The sequence below is a fragment of the Streptomyces sp. NPDC127177 genome (genome assembly GCF_042672475.1).
Taxonomy (GTDB): domain Bacteria; phylum Actinomycetota; class Actinomycetes; order Streptomycetales; family Streptomycetaceae; genus Streptomyces.
In genome coordinates, this window is sequence record NZ_JBHXUW010000034.1 from 41486 (window position 1) to 60391 (window position 18906).

Annotated in this window: 14 protein-coding genes; 2 read left to right on the forward strand and 12 right to left on the reverse strand. The window is 71.9% G+C overall.

Going from position 1 to position 18906, the window contains the following annotated elements; all coding sequences use genetic code 11:
• Positions 1-28: 28 nt before the first annotated feature.
• The 8 genes from ACFVJX_RS21510 to hrcA form a co-directional block, all read right to left on the reverse strand.
• Positions 29-949, reverse strand: a complete 921-nt coding sequence (locus ACFVJX_RS21510; RefSeq protein WP_384128504.1) for a ribonuclease Z — start codon at positions 947-949, stop codon at positions 29-31.
• Between the two features lie 18 nt (positions 950-967).
• On the reverse strand, positions 968-1327 hold the full coding sequence (locus ACFVJX_RS21515) for a histidine triad nucleotide-binding protein (protein WP_384128502.1): 360 nt from the start codon (positions 1325-1327) through the stop codon (positions 968-970).
• Positions 1328-1540: 213 nt separating this feature from the next.
• Positions 1541-4774 (reverse strand): S41 family peptidase, encoded by a 3234-nt coding sequence (locus tag ACFVJX_RS21520; RefSeq protein ID WP_384128500.1) that lies wholly within the window; start codon positions 4772-4774, stop codon positions 1541-1543.
• 80 nt (positions 4775-4854) lie between these two features.
• Positions 4855-5388 carry a hypothetical protein gene (locus ACFVJX_RS21525; protein WP_384128498.1) on the reverse strand — a complete coding sequence of 178 codons (534 nt, stop codon included), beginning with the start codon at positions 5386-5388 and terminating at the stop codon, positions 4855-4857.
• 82 nt (positions 5389-5470) lie between these two features.
• On the reverse strand, positions 5471-6217 hold the full coding sequence (locus ACFVJX_RS21530) for a 16S rRNA (uracil(1498)-N(3))-methyltransferase (RefSeq protein ID WP_384128496.1): 747 nt from the start codon (positions 6215-6217) through the stop codon (positions 5471-5473).
• Positions 6214-7287, reverse strand: a complete 1074-nt coding sequence (locus ACFVJX_RS21535) for a nitronate monooxygenase (protein ID WP_384128494.1) — start codon at positions 7285-7287, stop codon at positions 6214-6216. The genes ACFVJX_RS21530 and ACFVJX_RS21535 overlap by 4 nt, the downstream gene beginning before the upstream one ends.
• A 114-nt stretch (positions 7288-7401) precedes the next feature.
• On the reverse strand, positions 7402-8538 hold the full coding sequence (gene dnaJ, locus ACFVJX_RS21540; RefSeq protein WP_327336794.1) for a molecular chaperone DnaJ: 1137 nt from the start codon (positions 8536-8538) through the stop codon (positions 7402-7404).
• On the reverse strand, positions 8539-9555 hold the full coding sequence (gene hrcA / locus ACFVJX_RS21545; RefSeq protein WP_384128492.1) for a heat-inducible transcriptional repressor HrcA: 1017 nt from the start codon (positions 9553-9555) through the stop codon (positions 8539-8541).
• Between the two features lie 186 nt (positions 9556-9741).
• Here hrcA and ACFVJX_RS21550 point away from each other — a divergent pair, with 186 nt between their 5' ends.
• Positions 9742-10464, forward strand: a complete 723-nt coding sequence (locus tag ACFVJX_RS21550; RefSeq protein WP_384128490.1) for an MBL fold metallo-hydrolase — start codon at positions 9742-9744, stop codon at positions 10462-10464.
• Positions 10465-10489: 25 nt separating this feature from the next.
• Positions 10490-11317 (forward strand): DUF3097 domain-containing protein, encoded by an 828-nt coding sequence (locus tag ACFVJX_RS21555; protein ID WP_384128489.1) that lies wholly within the window; start codon positions 10490-10492, stop codon positions 11315-11317.
• A 61-nt stretch (positions 11318-11378) separates the two neighbouring features.
• Here ACFVJX_RS21555 and hemW read toward each other — a convergent pair whose 3' ends face one another.
• The 4 genes from hemW to lepA all read right to left on the reverse strand — a co-directional run bounded on the left by hemW (position 11379) and on the right by lepA (position 18860).
• On the reverse strand, positions 11379-12620 hold the full coding sequence (gene hemW / locus ACFVJX_RS21560) for a radical SAM family heme chaperone HemW (RefSeq protein WP_384128487.1): 1242 nt from the start codon (positions 12618-12620) through the stop codon (positions 11379-11381).
• Positions 12621-12662: 42 nt separating this feature from the next.
• On the reverse strand, positions 12663-14573 hold the full coding sequence (locus tag ACFVJX_RS21565) for a SpoIIE family protein phosphatase (protein WP_384128577.1): 1911 nt from the start codon (positions 14571-14573) through the stop codon (positions 12663-12665).
• Positions 14574-14834: 261 nt separating this feature from the next.
• Positions 14835-16724 (reverse strand): AMP-dependent synthetase/ligase, encoded by a 1890-nt coding sequence (locus ACFVJX_RS21570; RefSeq protein ID WP_384128485.1) that lies wholly within the window; start codon positions 16722-16724, stop codon positions 14835-14837.
• A 261-nt stretch (positions 16725-16985) separates the two neighbouring features.
• Complete coding sequence (gene lepA / locus ACFVJX_RS21575; RefSeq protein ID WP_384128483.1) at positions 16986-18860, reverse strand: translation elongation factor 4; 1875 nt, start codon at positions 18858-18860, stop codon at positions 16986-16988.
• Positions 18861-18906: the final 46 nt, after the last annotated feature.

The window sequence follows — 18906 nt, forward strand, 5'->3', positions numbered from 1 at the left end:
TCTCGCTAACGCAGGTGGTGCTGTGCTGTTACGGGTGCTGCGGCTGGTGCCGCGTGGGGACCGGGACCCTGATCAGGTCCTGGGCGACGGTCAGTTCGCCCTCGAACCCGGCGGCCCTGGCCTGGGTCTCGAAGACCACGGGGTCCGGATAGCGCTGCGAGAAGTGCGTGAGCACCAGGTGCCGCACGCCCGCTTCCCGCGCCACCCGGCCGGCCTGTCCGGCGGTCAGGTGGCCGTGGTCGGTGGCCAGCCGTTCGTCCTCGTCGAGGAAGGTCGACTCGATGACCAGCATGTCGCATCCCTCGGCGAGCGCGTACACACCGTCGCAGAGCCTTGTGTCCATGATGAACGCGAACCGCTGTCCGCGCCTGTGCTCGGAGACGTCGTCGAGCGTGACCCCGCCCAGGGCGCCCTCGCGCTGGATCCGCCCGACGTCGGGTCCGGCGATGGAGTGCTCGGCGAGCCTCGCGGGCAGCATCCGTCGCCCGTCGGGCTCGACGAGCCGGTAGCCGTACGACTCGACGGGGTGCGAGAGCCTGTGGGCGCCGAGCGTGTACGCGCCGGTGGTGACCAGCGGCCCGTCGGCGGCGACCGGGGCCTCGGTCAGCTCGACGGATTCGCGGTAGGCGGTCGCGTACCGGAGCCGCTCGAAGAAGTGCTGTCCGCTCGCCGGGTAGTGCGCGGTGACGGGGTGCGGGACCTGGTCGAGGTTGATCCGCTGGATCACCCCGGCCAGGCCGAGCGAGTGGTCGCCGTGGAAGTGCGTGACGCAGATCCGGTTGATGTCGTACGCGGCGACGCCGGCCCGCAGCATCTGGCGCTGGGTGCCCTCGCCGGGGTCGAAGAGGATGCCCTCGCCGTCCCAGCGCAGCAGGTAGCCGTTGTGGTTCCGGTGCCGGGTCGGGACCTGGCTGGCGGTGCCGAGGACGACGAGTTCACGTGCGGACACGGTGTGCGGTGGTCCGTTCTAGCCGGGGGGCCACTGGAGGCCGCGGCCGCCCAGGACGTGCGCGTGCGCGTGGAAGACGGTCTGCCCGGCACCGGTGCCGGTGTTGAACACGACCCGGTAGCCGGTCTCGGCGATCTTCTCGTCGGCGGCGACCTGACCCGCCTCGCTCAGGATGTCCGCGAGGACCTGCGGTTCGGCGGCGGCGAGGGATGCGGCGTCCGGGTGGTGGAGGCGCGGGATGACGAGTACGTGGGTGGGTGCCTGCGGGTTGATGTCGCGGAAGGCGACGGTGGTGTCGGTCTCCCGGACGATGGTCGCCGGGATCTCACCCGAGACGATCTTGCAGAACAGGCAGTCGGGCTGGGGTTCTCCCGCCATTTGGCGCTCCTTCGGTCTCGGTGATCCGTCAGTGGGCAGCCTAGCCGGAGGGACGCGGCCGTTTTCGTGGGCGCTGCCCCCGGACCCCCGAAAATCCGGCCCCTGCGGCGATCGAGGCGCGGGGCCCGGGGCAGCGCCCCGGTTACGGGCAGGGGCGGGGTGCGGAACAGGCCCGCCACAGGCGCCCCTGCACCCGCCCCCCTGCCTCCAGCGTCACTCAGGCAGCGACGGCGCCGTCTTCGCCGCGGTCCTGGACAGGGACTCCAGCGCGATCCGGATCGCCTCGTCCAGCTGCGGGTCCCGCCCCGCCGCCCGGTCCTGCGGCGTCATGACGACCTCGACGTCCGGATCGACGCCGTGGTTCTCGACGCCCCAGCCGTAACCCTCCATCCAGAACGCGTACTTCGGCTGGGTGACCAGCGTGCCGTCCACCAGCCGGTAGCGGCTGTCGATGCCGACCACACCGCCCCAGGTGCGGGTCCCGACGACCGGGCCGATGTCCAGCGCCTTGATCGCCGCGTTCACGATGTCGCCGTCCGAGCCGGAGAACTCGTCCGCCACGGCCACCACCGGACCGCGCGGCGCGTCGACCGGGTAGCTGGAGGGCTGCCTGCCTCGGGGCAGGTCCCAGCCGACGATGCGGCGGGCCAGCTTCTCCACGATCAGCTGGGAGGTGTGGCCGCCGCGGTTCTCCCGTACGTCCACCACCAGCCCCTCACGGGCGACCTCGGTGCGCAGGTCCCGGTGGATCTGGGCCCAGCCGGGGCCGGCCATGTCGGGGACGTGGATATAGCCCAGCCGGGCGCCGGAGTGCTCGTGGACGTAGGCGCGCCGGTCGGCGACCCACGCGTGGTAGCGCAGCGGCTCCTCGTCGGCGATCGGGACGACGACGACATGGCGCGGGTCGCCGCCGTCGGCCGGTGAGACGGTCAGCTCCACCGGGTGGCCGGCGGAGCCGGTGAGCAGCGGTCCTGGGCCGGTGACCGGGTCGACGGGGTGGCCGTCGACGGCCAGGATCGCGTCGCCCGCGCGGACGGCGACACCCGGTGCGGCGAGCGGCGCCCGGGCTGCGGGGTCGGAGGTCTCGGACGGCAGGATCCGGTCGATGCGCCAGCTCCCGTCGTCCGCGCGGGAGATGTCCGCGCCGAGCAGCCCCTGCCGGGCCGAGTCGTCGCGCCAGCCACCCGACGGGGTCACATAGGCGTGGGAGGTGCCGAGTTCGCCCTGTACCTCCCACAGCAGGTCGATGAGGTCGTCGTGGGTGGCGACACGCTCCAGGACGGGCCGGTAGCGGTCCAGGACACCGGCCCAGTCGGTGCCGCCCATGTCGGGCCGCCAGAAGTTGTCCCGCATGATGCGCCCGGCCTCGTCGTACATCTGGCGCCATTCGGCGGCCGGGTCCAGGGTGCGGCGGATCCGGGAGAGGTCGACGGTGACGTTGCCCTCGCCGTCGTGGTCGTCGTCGGAACCTCCCGGCGCTCGGCTGTCGGACGGTACGACGCGCAGCCGGCCGTGGCTGTGCAGCACCAGCCGCTTGCCGTCCCCGCTGACCGCGAACCGCCCCACGTCGGAAGCGAGTTCCTCGCAGCGGAGCTTCTCCAGGTCGTACCGCTCCAGCACGGTTTCGGGGCGGCGGGCGTCGGGCGTGGCCGCGCTCGTACCGAGGACTCCGGTGACCGGGTGGCGCAGCCAGAGCAGGCCGTCCTTCGCCGCCCGCAGCGAGGAGTAGTTGGCGGCCTCGACGGGCAGCGGCACGATCCGGTCCGCGAGCCCGTCCAGGTCGATGCGGGTGACCGGGAGGGCGGTGGGGTTGTCCTCGCCCTCGCCGCTCTTCTCCCGCTCGGTCGGGCGGCCGTGGAGCTGCGGCCCGAACGGGGAGGGGGTGGTCGCCGCGAGCGTCAGCAGATGCGGCCGGCAGCCGCCGATGAAGGCCAGGTCGAAGACGTGCGAGTCGTAGACCGGGTCGAAGGCCCGCTCGGAGAGGAACGCCAGGTGCTTTCCGTCCGCGGTGAAGGCGGGCGCGAAGTCCCGGAACCGCAGCGGGGTGGCCTCGGTGACCGTCAGGTCGGTGAGGTGGGCGAGTTTCAGCAGGCTCAGCGGCTCGGGGCCCGGGTGCGACCAGGCGAGCCAGGAGGAGTCGGGCGAGAAGACGAGCCCGGAGGCGTCGCCGTGCTCGCTGCGGTCGACCTCGTGGACCTCACCGCTCTCCCGTTCGACGATCAGTACGCGGCCGTCGTGGGCGGCGACGGCGAACCGGCTGCCGTCGGGAGCGGGTGCCAGGTCGAGGACCCGGCCGATCCGGCCCGCGGCGAGGCGGCGCGGTACGGAGCCGGGTGAGGTGCCGGTGGCGGGTGCGCACTCCAGCGCGTCGTCCCCCTCGGCGTCGGTGACCCAGACGACGTGCTGGTCCCCGTCGGCCTGGAAGGTGCGCGGCAGCCTGGCCCGTACACCGGGTTCGACGGCCAGGGCGCGGGCCGGGCCCTCGCGGTGGGTGACCCAGTGGACGGCTCCGCGCGAGCCGACCGCGCTGCCGCGGCCGGTCCGGTCGGGGGACGCGGACGTCAGGTGGCCGCCGGCGTGCACGGGGTGCGGCTGGAGGTCGGCGCGCTGGCCGCCGAGCCGGATGTCGAGCCGGCGCGGCCCGTCGCTCTCCAGACCGTCCAGGAGCCAGAGCTCTCCGCCCGATGCGTAGGCGACGCGGGTGCCGTCGGTGGTGGCGTGGCGGGCGTAGAAACCCTCGATGCCGGTGTGCCGGCGCAGTCCTGTGCCGTCGGGGAGGGAGGAGTAGACGGCCCCGACGCCTTCGTGGTCGGAGAGGAACGCGATGCGCTCGCCGACCCACATCGGACACTCGATGTTGCCGTCGAGGTCCGCGTGGACACGTACGAACTCCTCCTCAGCGGCCCCGTGACCCGGTGCGTCGGCGGCGATCCAGAGCTTGCCGGCCGTACCGCCCCGGTAGCGCTTCCACTTGGCCGCCTCGCGCCCCATGGTGGCCGAGAGCAGCAGGATCCGACCGCCGGGCCCGTACGCGAGCGATCCGACCGGTCCGTAAGGCAGGGTCCGTGCGGGCCCTCCGTCGACCGGGACGGCCCTGGCCCAGGTGCGGCGCAGCGAGACCTGGCCCTGGGTGCTGAGGACGAGCACCTCTCCCCCGGGGGTCCAGCCGTGCACGGCGGTCCGTGCGTCGCCCCAGTAGGTCAGCCGCTCGGAGGGGCCGCCGTCGGCCGGCGCGATGTGCACCTCGGGCGCCCCGTCCCGGGTGGACGACCAGGCGACGAGGGTGCCGTCGGGAGATATCCGCGGCTGGGTGACGGGTCGGTTGTCGGCGCTGACACGCCAGGCTCGGCCGCCGTCGAGCGGCGCCAGCCAGACATCGTCCTCGGCGGTGAAGGCGATATGGTCGCCCTGGACATGGGGATACCGGAGGTAGGAAGGCTGCGTCACGACGATCAGCCTAGGCCGACGCCGCGCGAGGAGGAACGGAGTTGGCCGGAGTCCACCGTCGGGCAGATGTCCGCGCGCACTCACTTGCCCTGGGGCGGGGCGGTGACCGTCACGGTCACCGTCACCGTCGGCCGGGCCCCTCCCCCGCCGCTGCCCGCCGCGGGCGGGGGCGGTGCGGAAGTCGTCGGCGCCGCGTCGCAGTTGCCGAGCGTCGTGGCGCGGAAGACGGTCTTCCCCGCCGCCTTCGCCGTCATGTCACCGCTGACGCACCGGCCTTCGACCTCCCGGTCGACCTTGCCGCGGAGGCTGATGTCCTTGCCGCCCTTGGTGCGGCCGTTGCAGTCGACGTCCGCGATGCGCTCGGTGGAGGCGGTGGGTGAACCGGACTTCGCGCCCCCGCCGGTCCGTGCCGTGCAGCTCAGCCACTGCACGTCCACCCCTTCGTGCTCCAGCGCACGGGTGGCGGTCCGGTCGGTGGTCACCGCGATGGACGCGGAGTTCAGGCCGTTGACGGGATCACATGCCGTCAGGCCCGCGACGGCCGCGCCCGCCAGCGCGATCACGGCCGGAAAGCGGTGGATCCTTCGACTGCGCCATGCCCTTGATGTCCCCATACGGGCAGCTTCCCACCGCTCCTGACGGTGCGGTAGACCGCTTGCGGCCAGAAAAGGCGGGCGCCGGGGTGATCGGCGGGGGTCATGACCAGCGGCCGGTGCGGCCCAGCAGCAGTGCCGTCGCCGCCGTCCCCGCCGTCGAGGTGCGCAGCACGGTCGGTCCGAGCCGGCAGGTCAGCGCGCCCGCGGCGGCGAAAGCGCCCAACTCCTCGGGCGAAACGCCGCCTTCGGGGCCGACGACCAGCACGATCTCGCCCTTGTCGGGCAGGGCGACGGTGGCCAGCCGCTCGCTGTCGTGACCCCGGTCCTCGTGCAGTACGGCGGCGAAGTCGGCCGTGGCCAGAAGTGCGGCAACCTGTTTGGTCGTCATCGCGTCCGCCACCTCCGGGAACCGCACCCGGCGCGACTGCTTGCCGGCCTCGCGGGCGGTGCTGCGCCATTTCGACAGGGCCTTGAGCCCGCGGTCGCCCTTCCACTGGGTGATGCAGCGCCCCGCCTGCCACGGCACGACCGCGTCGACGCCGGTCTCCGTCATCGTCTCGACGGCGAGTTCGCCCCGGTCGCCCTTGGGCAGTGCCTGGACGACGGTGATGCGGACATCGGGAGCGGGTTCCTCGTGGACGGTCTCCAGACCGGTGAGGACCAGCCGGTCCTTGCCTTCGGCCGCCGCCACGACGCCCTCGGCCCAGCGGCCGCGGCCGTCCGTCAGGACGACGTCCTCACCGGCGTGCAGCCGTTTCACCGAGACGGCGTGCCGCCCCTCCGGCCCCTCCAGGACGAACCCGGGCCCCTGAGGCATCTCATCGACGACGAAGACGGGTGCCGTCACTGCGTGCTCCTCGTGCTCACGGCCGCGCGCGCGGCGTCCAGTTCCTCGGCGAGCAGCCCGACCAGCCGGCCGGCCGGCAGCTCGCGCGCCATCCGGTGTCCCTGGCCCGCCCACAGCGCCATGCCCTGCGCGTCCCCGGCCTTCGCCGCCGCCTTGCGCAGCGGGGCGGTCAGCTGGTGGACCTGCGGATAGGCGGCGGGGGCGTACGGCCCGTGCTCTCGTACGAAGCGGTTGACCAGGCCGCGGGCGGGGCGTCCGGAGAACGCCCGGGTCAGGGTGGTGCGGACGAACAGCGGGTTGGTCAGGGCCTGCTTGTGCAGCAGTTGGGCGCCCGACTCGGGGCAGATCAGGAAGGCGGTGCCGAGCTGCGCGGCGTCGGCACCGGCCGCGAGCACCGCGGCGACCTGGGAGCCGCGCATCAGCCCGCCGGCGGCGATGACCGGGATCTGCACGGTCTCGCGGACCTGCGCCACCAGGGAGAGCAGCCCGGTCCCCAGGCCGTCGGCCTGCGGGTCGTCGCGGTGCGTGGACTGGTGGCCGCCGGCCTCGACGCCCTGGGCGCAGACCGCGTCGGCACCCGCCCACTGCGCGGCCTGGGCCTCCTCGGGCGTGGTGACCGTCACGACCGTGTACGTGCCCACCGCGGCGAACGCGTCGAGGGTGTCGCGGGTCGGGCAGCCGAAGGTGAAGGAGACGACGGGGACGGGGTCGTCCAGCAGGATGGCGAGCTTGGCCTCGTAGCCGTCGTCGCCCCCGGAGTCGGTGTCGCCGAGCGGGGTCTCGTACCAGGCGGCCTCGCCCGTGAGCTGGTGCCGGTACACCTCGACGGCGCTCGGGTCGGCGAGGCCCGGCTGCGGCATGAAGAGGTTGACGCCGAAGGGCCGGCCGGTCAGCCCGCGTACCTGCTTGATGTCGTTGTACACGCCGTCCGCGGTCTTGTACCCGGCGGCCAGGAAGCCGAGCCCGCCGGCCTCGGCCACGGCGGCGACGAGCTGCGGGCAGGAGACTCCGCCCGCCATCGGGGCCTGCACGATCGGATACCGGCAGAGATCGGTCAACGCGGATGGCATGACGGCATCGTGTCATGCCCTTCCTGTCCCGTGATGCGCACCCCGTGGACACCTTTTGTCCGCAAAACCGTACGGGCCCGGAAATCCGGGCCCGTACGGTTTCGGTGCGTGTGCTCAGCGGCCGTTGAACGCGTCCTTGAGACGGGAGAACAGGCCCTGCTGACCGGGCTGGAACTGGCCGGTGGGCCGCTCCTCACCGCGCAGCTTGGCGAGCTCCCGCAGGAGGCGTTCCTGCTCCGGATCCATCTTCGTCGGGGTCATCACCTCGACGTGCACGATCAGGTCGCCGCGCCCGCCACCCCGCAGGTGGGTGATGCCGCGCCCGTGCAGCGGGACGGACTGACCGGACTGGGTGCCCGGCCTGATGTCCACCTCCTCCAGGCCGTCGAGCGTCTCCAGCGGCACCTTGGTGCCTATGGCCGCCGCCGTCATGGGGATGGTGACCGTGCAGTGCAGATCGTCGCCGCGGCGCTGGAACACCGCGTGCGGCAGCTCGTGGATCTCGACGTAGAGATCGCCGGCCGGGCCGCCGCCGGGGCCGACCTCGCCCTCGCCCGCGAGCTGGATGCGGGTGCCGTTGTCGACACCCGCGGGGATCTTCACCGTGAGGGTGCGCCGCGAGCGGATGCGGCCGTCGCCGGCGCACTCCGGGCAGGGGGTCGGCACGACCGTGCCGAATCCCTGGCACTGCGGGCAGGGCCGTGAGGTCATGACCTGGCCGAGGAACGACCGGGTGACCTGGGAGACCTCGCCGCGACCGCGGCACATGTCACAGGTCTGGGCGGAGGTGCCGGGTGCGGCACCCTCACCACTGCAGGTCGTACAGACGACGGCCGTGTCGACCTGGATGTCCTTGGTCGTGCCGAAGGCCGCCTCGGAGAGGTCGATCTCCAGCCTGATCATGGCGTCCTGGCCGCGCCGGGTGCGCGAACGGGGCCCGCGCTGCGAAGCCGTGCCGAAGAACGCGTCCATGATGTCGGAGAAGTTGCCGAAGCCACCCTGTCCGAATCCGCCGGCGCCACCTCCGCCGGAGGCGGACAGCGGGTCGCCGCCGAGGTCGTAGACCTGTTTCTTCTGAGCGTCCGACAACACCTCGTAAGCGGCGTTGATCTCCTTGAACCGCTCCTGGGTCTTCGGATCGGGGTTCACATCCGGGTGCAGCTCGCGAGCGAGCCGCCGGAAGGCCTTCTTGATCTCGTCCTGTGAAGCGTCGCGGCGCACGCCTAGTACGGCGTAGTAGTCCGTGGCCACTTACGACTCCGCCAGGATCTGTCCGACGTAACGTGCCACTGCGCGTACCGCTCCCATCGTTCCGGGGTAGTCCATGCGGGTCGGTCCGACCACGCCGAGTTTGGCGACTGCCTCGTCGCCCGAACCGTAGCCGACCGCGACGACGGACGTGGAGTTGAGTCCCTCGTGGGCGTTCTCGTGCCCGATTCGTACGGTCATGCCCGAGTCCTTGGCCTCGCCGAGCAGCTTCAACAGCACGACCTGCTCCTCCAATGCCTCCAGCACCGGCCGGATCATCACGGGGAAGTCGTGCCCGAAGCGGGTGAGGTTGGAGGTGCCGCCGATCATCAGCCGCTCCTCCGTCTCCTCGACGAGGGTTTCGAGCAGGATCGAGAGCACCGTGGACACGGTCGCCCGGTCCTCGCTCTCGAAGGATTCCGGCAGGTCCTGCACCAGCTGCGGGACGTCCGCGAAACGGCGTCCCACCACCCGGCTGTTGAGCCGGGCCCGCAGATCGGCGAGAGAGGTCTCGCCGAACGGCGTCTGGCAGTCGACCAGCCGCTGTTCGACCCGGCCGGTGTCCGTGATCAGCACGAGCATCAGCCGGGCGGGGGCCAGGAGGAGCAGTTCCACGTGCCGCACCGTCGAGCGGGTCAGCGAGGGGTACTGCACGACGGCGACCTGCCGGGTCAGCTGCGCGAGCAGCCGTACGGTACGTCCCACGACATCGTCGAGGTCGACCGCGCCGTCGAGGAAATTCTGGATGGCGCGGCGCTCCGGCGACGACAGGGGCTTGACGCCCGCGAGCCGGTCGACGAAGAGCCGGTAGCCCTTGTCCGTCGGGATGCGTCCCGCGCTGGTGTGGGGCTGGGCGATGAAGCCCTCGTCCTCCAGCACCGCCATGTCGTTGCGGACGGTGGCCGGGGAGACCCCCAGCTGGTGCCGTTCCGTGAGCGCCTTGGAGCCGACGGGCTCCTCGGTGCCGACGTAGTCCTGGACGATGGCGCGCAGCACTTCGAGTCTGCGTTCGCTGAGCATCGCGCACACCTCCAGCTGTCTGCCTCGGTCGTTCTCGGGTCGTTCAGGGGACGTTTCCTGGCACTCTGTCCGTACGAGTGCCAGCAATCCCCCGGTCAGTGTACGGCGACGGGGTGGTCCCCTAGCAAGGGCGACCGGCCACGCTACCGCGAGACTGCGCAGGTCGTTGCCCGATAGCGTCGCCGTATGGACGCCACTTGGGAAGAGTTCGGCTGGGAGCGGTTGGGTGACGGGGTGGGCAGGCGACGGCTGCCCGGCTGGGACGCGACGGTCGCACTGGTGGTCGGAGCGGACGGAGCCCTTCTCTGCGACACCGGCTCGACCCTCCGGGAGGGCGCGGAACTGCATGGCCAGATCCGGCGGATGACCGGTCGGAGGGTGACACATATCGCACTGAGCCATCCGCACTTCGACCATGTACTGGGCACGGCCGTCTTCGCCGGGGCCCAGGTCTACGGGGCGGCCGGTCTGACGGATCTGCTGCGCACCGGGACGGACGGCCTCCACCGCTCGGCGGTGTCGCACGGGGTGCCGGAACGGGAGGCGGCCGAGGCGGTGGACGTGCTGGTGGCCCCGCACCACCAGGTGTACGGGGAATGGACGCTCGATCTGGGCGGCGGCCGGCAGGTGCTGCTGGCCGACGTGGGCCCCGGACACACCGGCCACGATCTGGCGGTGCTGGTGCCGGGTTCGCCCGCCATCGTGTTCTGCGGCGATCTGGTCGAGGAGTCGGGCGAACCGCAGGCCGGCCCGGACGCGGTCACCTCGCGCTGGCCGGCCGCGCTGGACCGGCTGCTGGCGCTGGGCGGCGAGGACGCACGGTACGTCCCCGGGCACGGAGCGGTGGTGGACGCGGCGTTCGTCCGGGCGCAGCGCGACGCATTGGCCATCCGCTTCGGCGTGTCGTGAGCCCGCCGCGTCCTATCGTCATCCGATGCGCAGCTATCAGCCGGACCTGACCCCACCGTGGAAGAGGTCCGCCCCCGCCCCCGAGGTGCCCGCCGATCCGGATCTGGTCGTGGAGGAGGTGTCCACCGGCTTCTGCGGTGCGGTGATCCGCTGCGAGAAGACGGCCACCGGCCCGACGGTGACCCTGGAGGACCGGTTCGGCAAGCACCGGGTCTTCCCGATGGAACCGCGCGGCTTCCTGCTGGAGGGCCGGGTGGTGACGCTCGTGCGCCCGTCGGCCGGCGGCCCCGTGCGCCCCGCCCGTACGGCCTCCGGCTCGGTGGCGGTCCCCGGGGCACGTGCGCGGGTGGCGCGGGCCGGGCGGATCTACGTGGAGGGCCGGCACGACGCGGAGCTGGTCGAGCGGGTCTGGGGCGACGACCTCCGGATCGAGGGTGTGGTCGTCGAGTACCTGGAGGGCATCGACGACCTCCCGGCGATCGTGCGCGAGTTCTCCCCGGGCCCGGACGCCCGGCTCGGCGTGCTGGTCGACCACCTGGTGCCGGGTTCGAAGGAGTCCCGAATCGCGGCGCAGATCTCGGACGGGAACGTCCTGGTGGTCGGCCACCCCTACATCGACGTGTGGGAGGCCGTGAAGCCGTCCTCGGTCGGGATCGCCGGGTGGCCGGTGATCCCGCGCGGACAGGACTGGAAGACGGGTGTGTGCCGTTCGCTGGGGTGGGAGGAGAACACGGGGGCGGCCTGGCAGCGGATCCTGTCGACCGTGCGTTCCTACCGCGACCTGGAGCCGGAGTTGCTGGGCCGGGTGGAAGAGCTGATCGACTTCGTCACGGCACCCCCCACCGGCGTCTGAGCGGGCGCCCCGTTTCCGGCCCATCCGGCGGTCGAGGAGCGGGGCCCGGGGGCGGGCTCCCTCAGTCCACCAGGTCCCGCACCACGGCATCCGCCAGCAACCGCCCCCGCAGGGTCAGCACCGCCCGCCCGTCCCCGAACGGGCCCCGCTCCAGCAGGCCGTCGGCCACGGCCCGCCCGGCCGCGGCCAGCCCCGCCGGGGCGAGCAGCGAGAGCGGGCAGCCGTCGGAGAGCCGCAGTTCGAGCAGGATGCGCTCGACCCGGCGGTCCTCCGCGGAGAGGATCTCGCGTCCCGCCCCCGGCGACCGGCCCTCGGCCAGCGCCTGCGCGTACGCCCCCGGGTGCTTCACGTTCCACCAGCGCACGCCACCGACGTGGCTGTGCGCGCCGGGTCCGGCGCCCCACCAGTCGGCGCCGCGCCAGTACAGCTCGTTGTGCAGACAGCGGCCCTCCGGCGTGCGGGACCAGTTCGACACCTCGTACCAGGAGAAGCCGGCCGCGGCCATCGCCTCGTCCGCGATGAGGTAGCGGTCGGCGTGTGCGTCGTCGTCCGTCATCGGGATCTCGCCGCGCCTGATCCGGCGGGCCAGCTGGGTGCCCTCCTCGACGATCAGGGCGTACGCCGACACGTGGTCGGGCCCGGCGCCGATCGCCGCGTCCAGTGAGGCCCGCCAGTCGTCGTCGGACTCGCCGGGGGTGCCGTAGATCAGGTCGAGGTTGACGTGGTCGAAGCCGGCCGCCCGCGCCTCGGCCACACAGGCCTCGGGCCGGCCGGGGGTGTGTGTGCGGTCGAGGATCTTCAGTACGTGCTGCCGGGCGCTCTGCATCCCGAAGGAGATCCGGTTGAAGCCGCCCTCGCGCAGCTCGGCCAGGTAGGCCGGGCCGACCGACTCCGGGTTGGCCTCGGTGGTGATCTCGGCGTCGTCCGCGAGCCCGAACTCCTCCCGGATCGCCGCCAGCATGCTGACGAGGTCGGCGGCGGCGAGCAGCGTCGGCGTACCACCGCCGACGAAGACCGTGCGGACCGGCCTGGGGTCGTCGCCGAGGACCTTGCGGGCCTGGCGGACCTCGCCGATGAGGTGGGACGCGTAGTTGTCCCGGGAGGCCAGCGCCCCGCCGGAGCCGCGCAGCTCGGTCGCGGTGTAGGTGTTGAAGTCGCAGTAGCCGCAGCGGGTCGCGCAGTACGGCACGTGCAGGTAGAAGCCGAGCGGCCGGTCGGCGGCGCCTTCCAGGGCATGGCGGGGCAGCGCCCCGTCGTCGGGCACGGGCTCACCATCGGGCAGTACGGAAGGCATACCGTCCATTGTCGCGCGCCGCCCGGCAACCGGACGCCACCTCGGTCCGCCCTACAGGGCCTGCAGGACCAGCAGCGCCAGATCGTCGTCCGGCGGGCGCTCGGCGAAGGCGTGCACCTCGTGTTTGATGCGGTCCGCGATGTCCTCCGCGCTCAGCCCGGCGCAGCCCGCCAGCGCCTGCGAGAGCCCGTCCCCGTCGTCGAACATCACCGGCCCCGAGCGTCGTTCCGTCACCCCGTCGGTGACGCACAGCAGGCTGTCGCCGGGCGCCAGGTCGAAGCTCTGGCTCACGTACTCGGCGTCGTCGACGACACCGAGCAGCAGTTGCGGTTCGGCGGCCGGACGCACCGTGCCGTCGGGGCGCAGCAGCAGCGGCAGCGGGTGGCCCGCGCTCGCCAGGGTGCAGCGCGCGCCGCCGTCCGGCAGCGGTACGAGCTCCCCGTACAGCAGTGAGAGGAACCGGGGGCCGCTCTCCGCCGACTGCTGGCCGCCCGCCGCGGCGACCATCAGCGCGGCGGCCTCGGCCGCCTCCATCGCGTCGTCGAGGAGCAGCCGGTTGAGCCGGACCAGGACCTCGCCGACCTGGAAGCCCTCGCGGGCCAGCAGACGCAGCCAGGGGCGCGCGAGGCCGGTGACGACGGCGGCCTCGGGGCCGCTGCCCTGGACGTCGCCGAGGACGAAGCACCAGCGGTCGTTCGGGCACGGGAAGATGTCGTAGAAATCACCGCCGACCACCCCGTCGTCGCTGGGCTCGTACACGAGTGAGCTGGCGACGCCCGGTATGTCGGCGACCTTGCTGGGCAGCAGTCCGCGCTGGAGGATGCGGCTGATGGTGGCCTGCCTGGTGTACGCGCGGGCCGCGCCCACGGCGAGGCCGACCCGGCGCACGAAGTCCTCGATCAGGGCGGTCACCTCGTCGGGGACCCGCGCGATGCCCTCGCGGCCGACGAGTACGGCGCCGAGCGTGCGGCCGCCCGAGGTGATCCGGTACGCGAGCGCGACGCCTTCGCTCCCGTCCGGCTTCTCGGCGCCGTCCTCCGCGCTGCCGGGCCAGGGGATCGAGACGGGTCCGGTGCCGACGCGTTCGGGCAGCCGGAGCGGGTCACCCTCCAGCAGCGCCCGCAGCGGGTCCGTGCGGGTCTCGTCTATGTGCCAGACCTTGGCGAGCCGCGGGACGGCCGCGCGGCCGCCGCTCTCCGGCTCCAGCCAGATGGCGCACCAGTCGGCGAGCCTGGGGACGAGTAACTGTCCGGCGAGCGCGGCCACGATGTCCTCGTCGAGCTGTCCGGCCAGCAGGTCGGAGGCTTCGGCGAGGAAGGAGAGCGCACCGCGTCCGGCCCAGTCCGCGTCGTCCCGCAGGGCGCGCCGGGCGGTGGGGGCGAGCAGCTCGGCGGCGCGCAGCCCGTGCTGGAAGCCCGGCTCGGCGCGGGCGTCGGTGAAGGGGTTCCAGTCGTCCACGGGCAGCCGGGCCCAGACGGTCTTGAGGCCGGTGCGGTAGGTGATGCCCCAGCGTTCGGCGAGGGTCGCGACGAGTTCGAGGCCGCGCCCGTACTCGGCGGGCTCCCCCGGACCGGCCGCGCCGTCGGACCCGGTGCCGGGCTCGCGGCCGTCGCTGCGCACGGCACGGGCCGGGTGGTGGTCGGAGACCTCCAGCACCAGTGCCGACGCCTCGTCCTCCGTCGCCTCCTCCAGCCGGAAGAGCAGCTCGACGTTGGTCCCGGCGTGTACGACGGCGTTGGTGACCAGTTCGCTGACGATGACCGCCGCGTCGTCGGTGAGCCGGTCGCTGAACCCCACGGCGGCGGGCAGCCCGAGCCCGCTCCACTCGGCGAGTGCCGCGGCGACGAAGCGCCGGGCCGCGGAGGGCGCGAGCAGATTCCCGGGCAGGCTCGTGCGGGCGACCGGCTGGCCACCCGTGGACGCGGCACTGCTTCCGGGACGCTGCACGATGTCCCGCTGCAAGGGAATGGACCCCACAGGGCGGCTCCTGACCTGTTCTCGCTCTGCCTGTTTCTCGCTCTTGCGCCGCTGACGCCACCGACAGAGTGACAGATCGGCCCAGCCCGTACGCGTCGAGTTACGGAAGTGGGCGCAGAAGTCGGCGGAGAGTGGCGGCCCGAGCACAGCCGGGAGCGCGGCCGGGGGACGGATACGCGAAGGGCCACCCGTCCACCGCGTCCTGGCGCGGGGGGCGGGTGGCCGGAGCCGGGTGTCCGGGCGTCGTCACGCCTCGCGGGAGCCCGCGTACATGTCCTCGATCAGGTCCTTGTAGGCGCGCTCGACGACGGGCCGCTTCAGCTTGAGGCTGGGCGTCACCTCGCCGTGCTCGATGTCGAGGTCACGCGGGAGCAGCCGGAACTTCTTGATGGTCTGCCAGCGCTGCAAGCCGTCGTTGAGCCGCTTCACATAGCCGTCGATGAGCTCGACGGTCGCCGGGGCGGCGACGACGTCCGCGTACGACTTGCCCTCCATGCCGTTCTCGGCGGCCCAGCCGAGGATGGTCGGCTCGTCGAGGGCGATCAGCGCGGTGCAGAAGTTACGGTCCGCGCCGTGCACCAGGATGTTGGAGACGAACGGGCACACCGCCTTGAACTGGCCCTCGACCTCGGCCGGGGCGATGTACTTGCCGCCCGACGTCTTGATCAGGTCCTTCTTGCGGTCGGTGATCCGCAGGTAGCCGTCCACGGACAGTTCGCCGATGTCGCCGGTGTGGAACCAGCCGTCGGCCTCCAGCACCTCGGCGGTCTTCTCCGGCAGTCCCTGGTAGCCCTGCATCAGGCCGGGGCCGCGCAGCATGATCTCGCCGTCGTCGGCGATCCGGACCTCGGTGCCGGGGAGCGGCTTGCCGACCGTGCCGGTGCGGTAGGCCTCGCCCGGGTTGACGAAGGAGGCGGCGCTGGACTCCGTGAGGCCGTAGCCCTCCAGGATGTGGATCCCGGCGCCGGAGAAGAAGAAGCCGATGTCGGGGGCGAGTGCCGCGGAACCGGAGACGCAGGCCCGGAGCCGGCCGCCGAAGGCCTCGCGGATCTTCGCGAAGACGAGGGTGTCGGCGACCTTGTGCTTGGCGCCGAGCGCGAAGGGCACGGAGGCGGTGCCGGTGCGCCGGAAGTTGTCCTGGGAGACCTTCGCGTACTCGCGGGCGACCCCGGCCGCCCACTGGAAGATCTTGTACTTGGCCGCGCCACCGGTCCGCGCCTTGGCCGCGACCCCGTTGTAGACCTTCTCGAAGATGCGGGGGACGGCCGCCATGTACGTCGGCTGGACGACCGGGAGGTTCTCGATGATCTTGTCGACCCGGCCGTCGACTGCGGTGACGTGTCCGACCTCGATCTGGCCGGAGGTGAGGACCTTGCCGAAGACGTGCGCGAGCGGCAGCCAGAGGTACTGGACGTCGTCCTTGGTGATCAGCCCCGTGGAGACGGTGGCCTTGGCCATGTACGACCAGTTGTCGTGCGGCAGCCGTACGCCCTTGGGGCGGCCGGTGGTGCCCGAGGTGTAGATGAGGGTCGCGAGCTGGTCGGCGGTGATCGCGTCGACCCGGTCGGTGACCGCGGCCGGGTTCTTCGCCAGGTGCTCGGCGCCCCGGGCCTCCAGCTCGGCGAGCGTGATCACCCAGCCCTCCGGGTCGCCCTCGGCGGGTCCGGCGCCCTCGGCGTCGATGACGACGACATGGGCGAGGCCCGGCAGCTCGTCACGGCGCTCACGGGCCTTGGCCAGCTGTCCGGCGTCCTCGGCGATCAGGACCCGGCTCTCGGAGTCGGAGAGGATGAAGGCCGACTCCTCGACGTTGGTCGAGGGGTAGATGGTGGTGGTCGCGGCGCCCGCGCACATGACGCCGAGGTCGACGAGGATCCACTCCACGCGGGTGCTGGCGGCGAGCGCGACGCGCTCCTCCGGCCGCACCCCCAGAGCGATCAGTCCGGCCCCGATGGCGTACACCCGCTCGGCGGCCTGCGCCCAGCTGAGCGACTTCCACTCGTCGGCGCCCCGGCCGTCGGCCGGGGGGACGGGATAGCGGTAGGCCTCCGCGTCCGGGGTGGCGGCCACCCGGTCGATGAAGAGGGTCGCCACGGAGGGCGGACGGTTCTCGATCATGGTCTGTGCGTCGCTCACGACATCCTCCGGGCCTGCGGCAGTGCTTCACGACCGGCTGCTGGTTTGCGGCTTGCTCTCCGCGTGTGTGCTGGTGCTTGATCCTGCTTGTTTAACTCACGAGTAACTACGAAGTCGTGATCAGGGTAGAGCGCGCGCGTCCGGTGCGTAAGGGGCAACCGGACCCCGGTTCATAACGAACGGGCCCCCGCGCCGCAGCGTTCTGCGAAGCGGGGGCCCGTCGGTCTACCGATCAGTAGGTTCGCAGTCGGGGGGACGGCGTCACTTCTTGGCCTTGCTCTCCCCGGCGGACTCGTCGGTGGACAGCACGGAGATGAACGCGTCCTGCGGCACCTCCACGTTGCCGACCATCTTCATCCGCTTCTTGCCCTCCTTCTGCTTCTCCAGCAGCTTCCGCTTACGGGAGATGTCACCGCCGTAGCACTTGGCGAGGACGTCCTTGCGGATCGCGCGGACGGTCTCACGCGCGATGACCCGGGAGCCGATGGCCGCCTGGATCGGCACCTCGAAGTTCTGCCGCGGGATGAGCTTCTGCAGCTTGGCGACGAGCCGGACGCCGTACGCGTACGCCTTGTCCTTGTGCGTGACAGCGGAGAACGCGTCGACCTTGTCGCCGTGCAGCAGGATGTCGACCTTGACGAGCTCGGCGGACTGCTCGCCGGTGGGCTCGTAGTCGAGCGAGGCGTAGCCGCGGGTCTTGGACTTCAGCTGGTCGAAGAAGTCGAAGACGATCTCGGCGAGCGGCAGGGTGTAGCGGATCTCGACCCGGTCCTCGGACAGGTAGTCCATGCCGAGGAGGGTGCCGCGGCGCTGCTGGCAGAGCTCCATGATCGCGCCGATGAACTCGCTGGGCGCCAGGACCGTGGCCCGGACGACCGGCTCGTGCACCTTGTCGATCTTGCCCTCGGGGAATTCACTCGGGTTGGTGACGGTGTGCTCGGTCCCGTCCTCCATATCCACCCGGTAGACCACGTTGGGCGCGGTGGCGATGAGGTCGAGGCCGAACTCGCGCTCGAGCCGCTCACGGACCACGTCGAGGTGGAGCAGCCCGAGGAAGCCGACGCGGAAGCCGAAGCCGAGGGCGGCGGATGTCTCCGGCTCGTACACCAGGGCGGCGTCGTTGAGCTGGAGCTTGTCGAGCGCCTCGCGCAGGTCCGGGTAGTCCGATCCGTCCAGCGGGTACAGACCCGAGAACACCATCGGCTTGGGGTCCTTGTAACCGCCCAGCGCCTCGGTCGCCCCCTTGTTCAGGGAGGTGATCGTGTCACCGACCTTGGACTGCCGGACGTCCTTCACACCGGTGATGATGTAGCCGACCTCGCCCACGCCGATGCCGTCGGACGGCGTCATCTCCGGGGAGGAGACACCGATCTCCAGCAGCTCGTGGGTGGCGCCGGTCGACATCATCCGGATGCGCTCGCGCTTGTTCAGCGAGCCGTCGACGACACGGACGTACGTCACGACGCCGCGGTAGGAGTCGTAGACCGAGTCGAAGATCATCGCGCGGGCCGGGGCGTCGGCCTTGCCGACGGGTGCCGGTACGTCCCTGACCACCCGGTCCAGGAGCGCGTCCACACCGATGCCGGTCTTCGCGGAGACCTTGAGCACATCCTCGGGCTGGCAGCCGATGAGGTTCGCCAGCTCCTCGGAGAACTTCTCGGGCTGGGCGGCGGGCAGGTCGATCTTGTTGAGCACCGGGACGATGGTGAGGTCGTTCTCCATCGCCAGGTAGAGGTTGGCCAGGGTCTGGGCCTCGATGCCCTGCGCGGCGTCGACCAGCAGGATCGTGCCCTCACAGGCGGCGAGCGACCGGGAGACCTCGTAGGTGAAGTCGACGTGCCCCGGGGTGTCGATCATGTTGAGGACGTGGGTGCGGCCCTGGTCCTCGCCGACGGTGGGCGCCCAGGGCAGCCGTACCGCCTGGGACTTGATGGTGATGCCACGCTCGCGCTCGATGTCCATCCGGTCGAGGTACTGAGCGCGCATCTGCCGCTGGTCGACCACACCGGTCAGCTGGAGCATCCGGTCGGCAAGGGTCGACTTGCCGTGGTCGATGTGCGCGATGATGCAGAAGTTGCGGATCAGCGCCGGGTCGGTACGGCTCGGCTCGGGCACGTGGAGAGGAGTCGCGGGCACGCAGGGTCCTGATTCTTGAGACGCCGAACGCCGTGTCTCGGGTCGA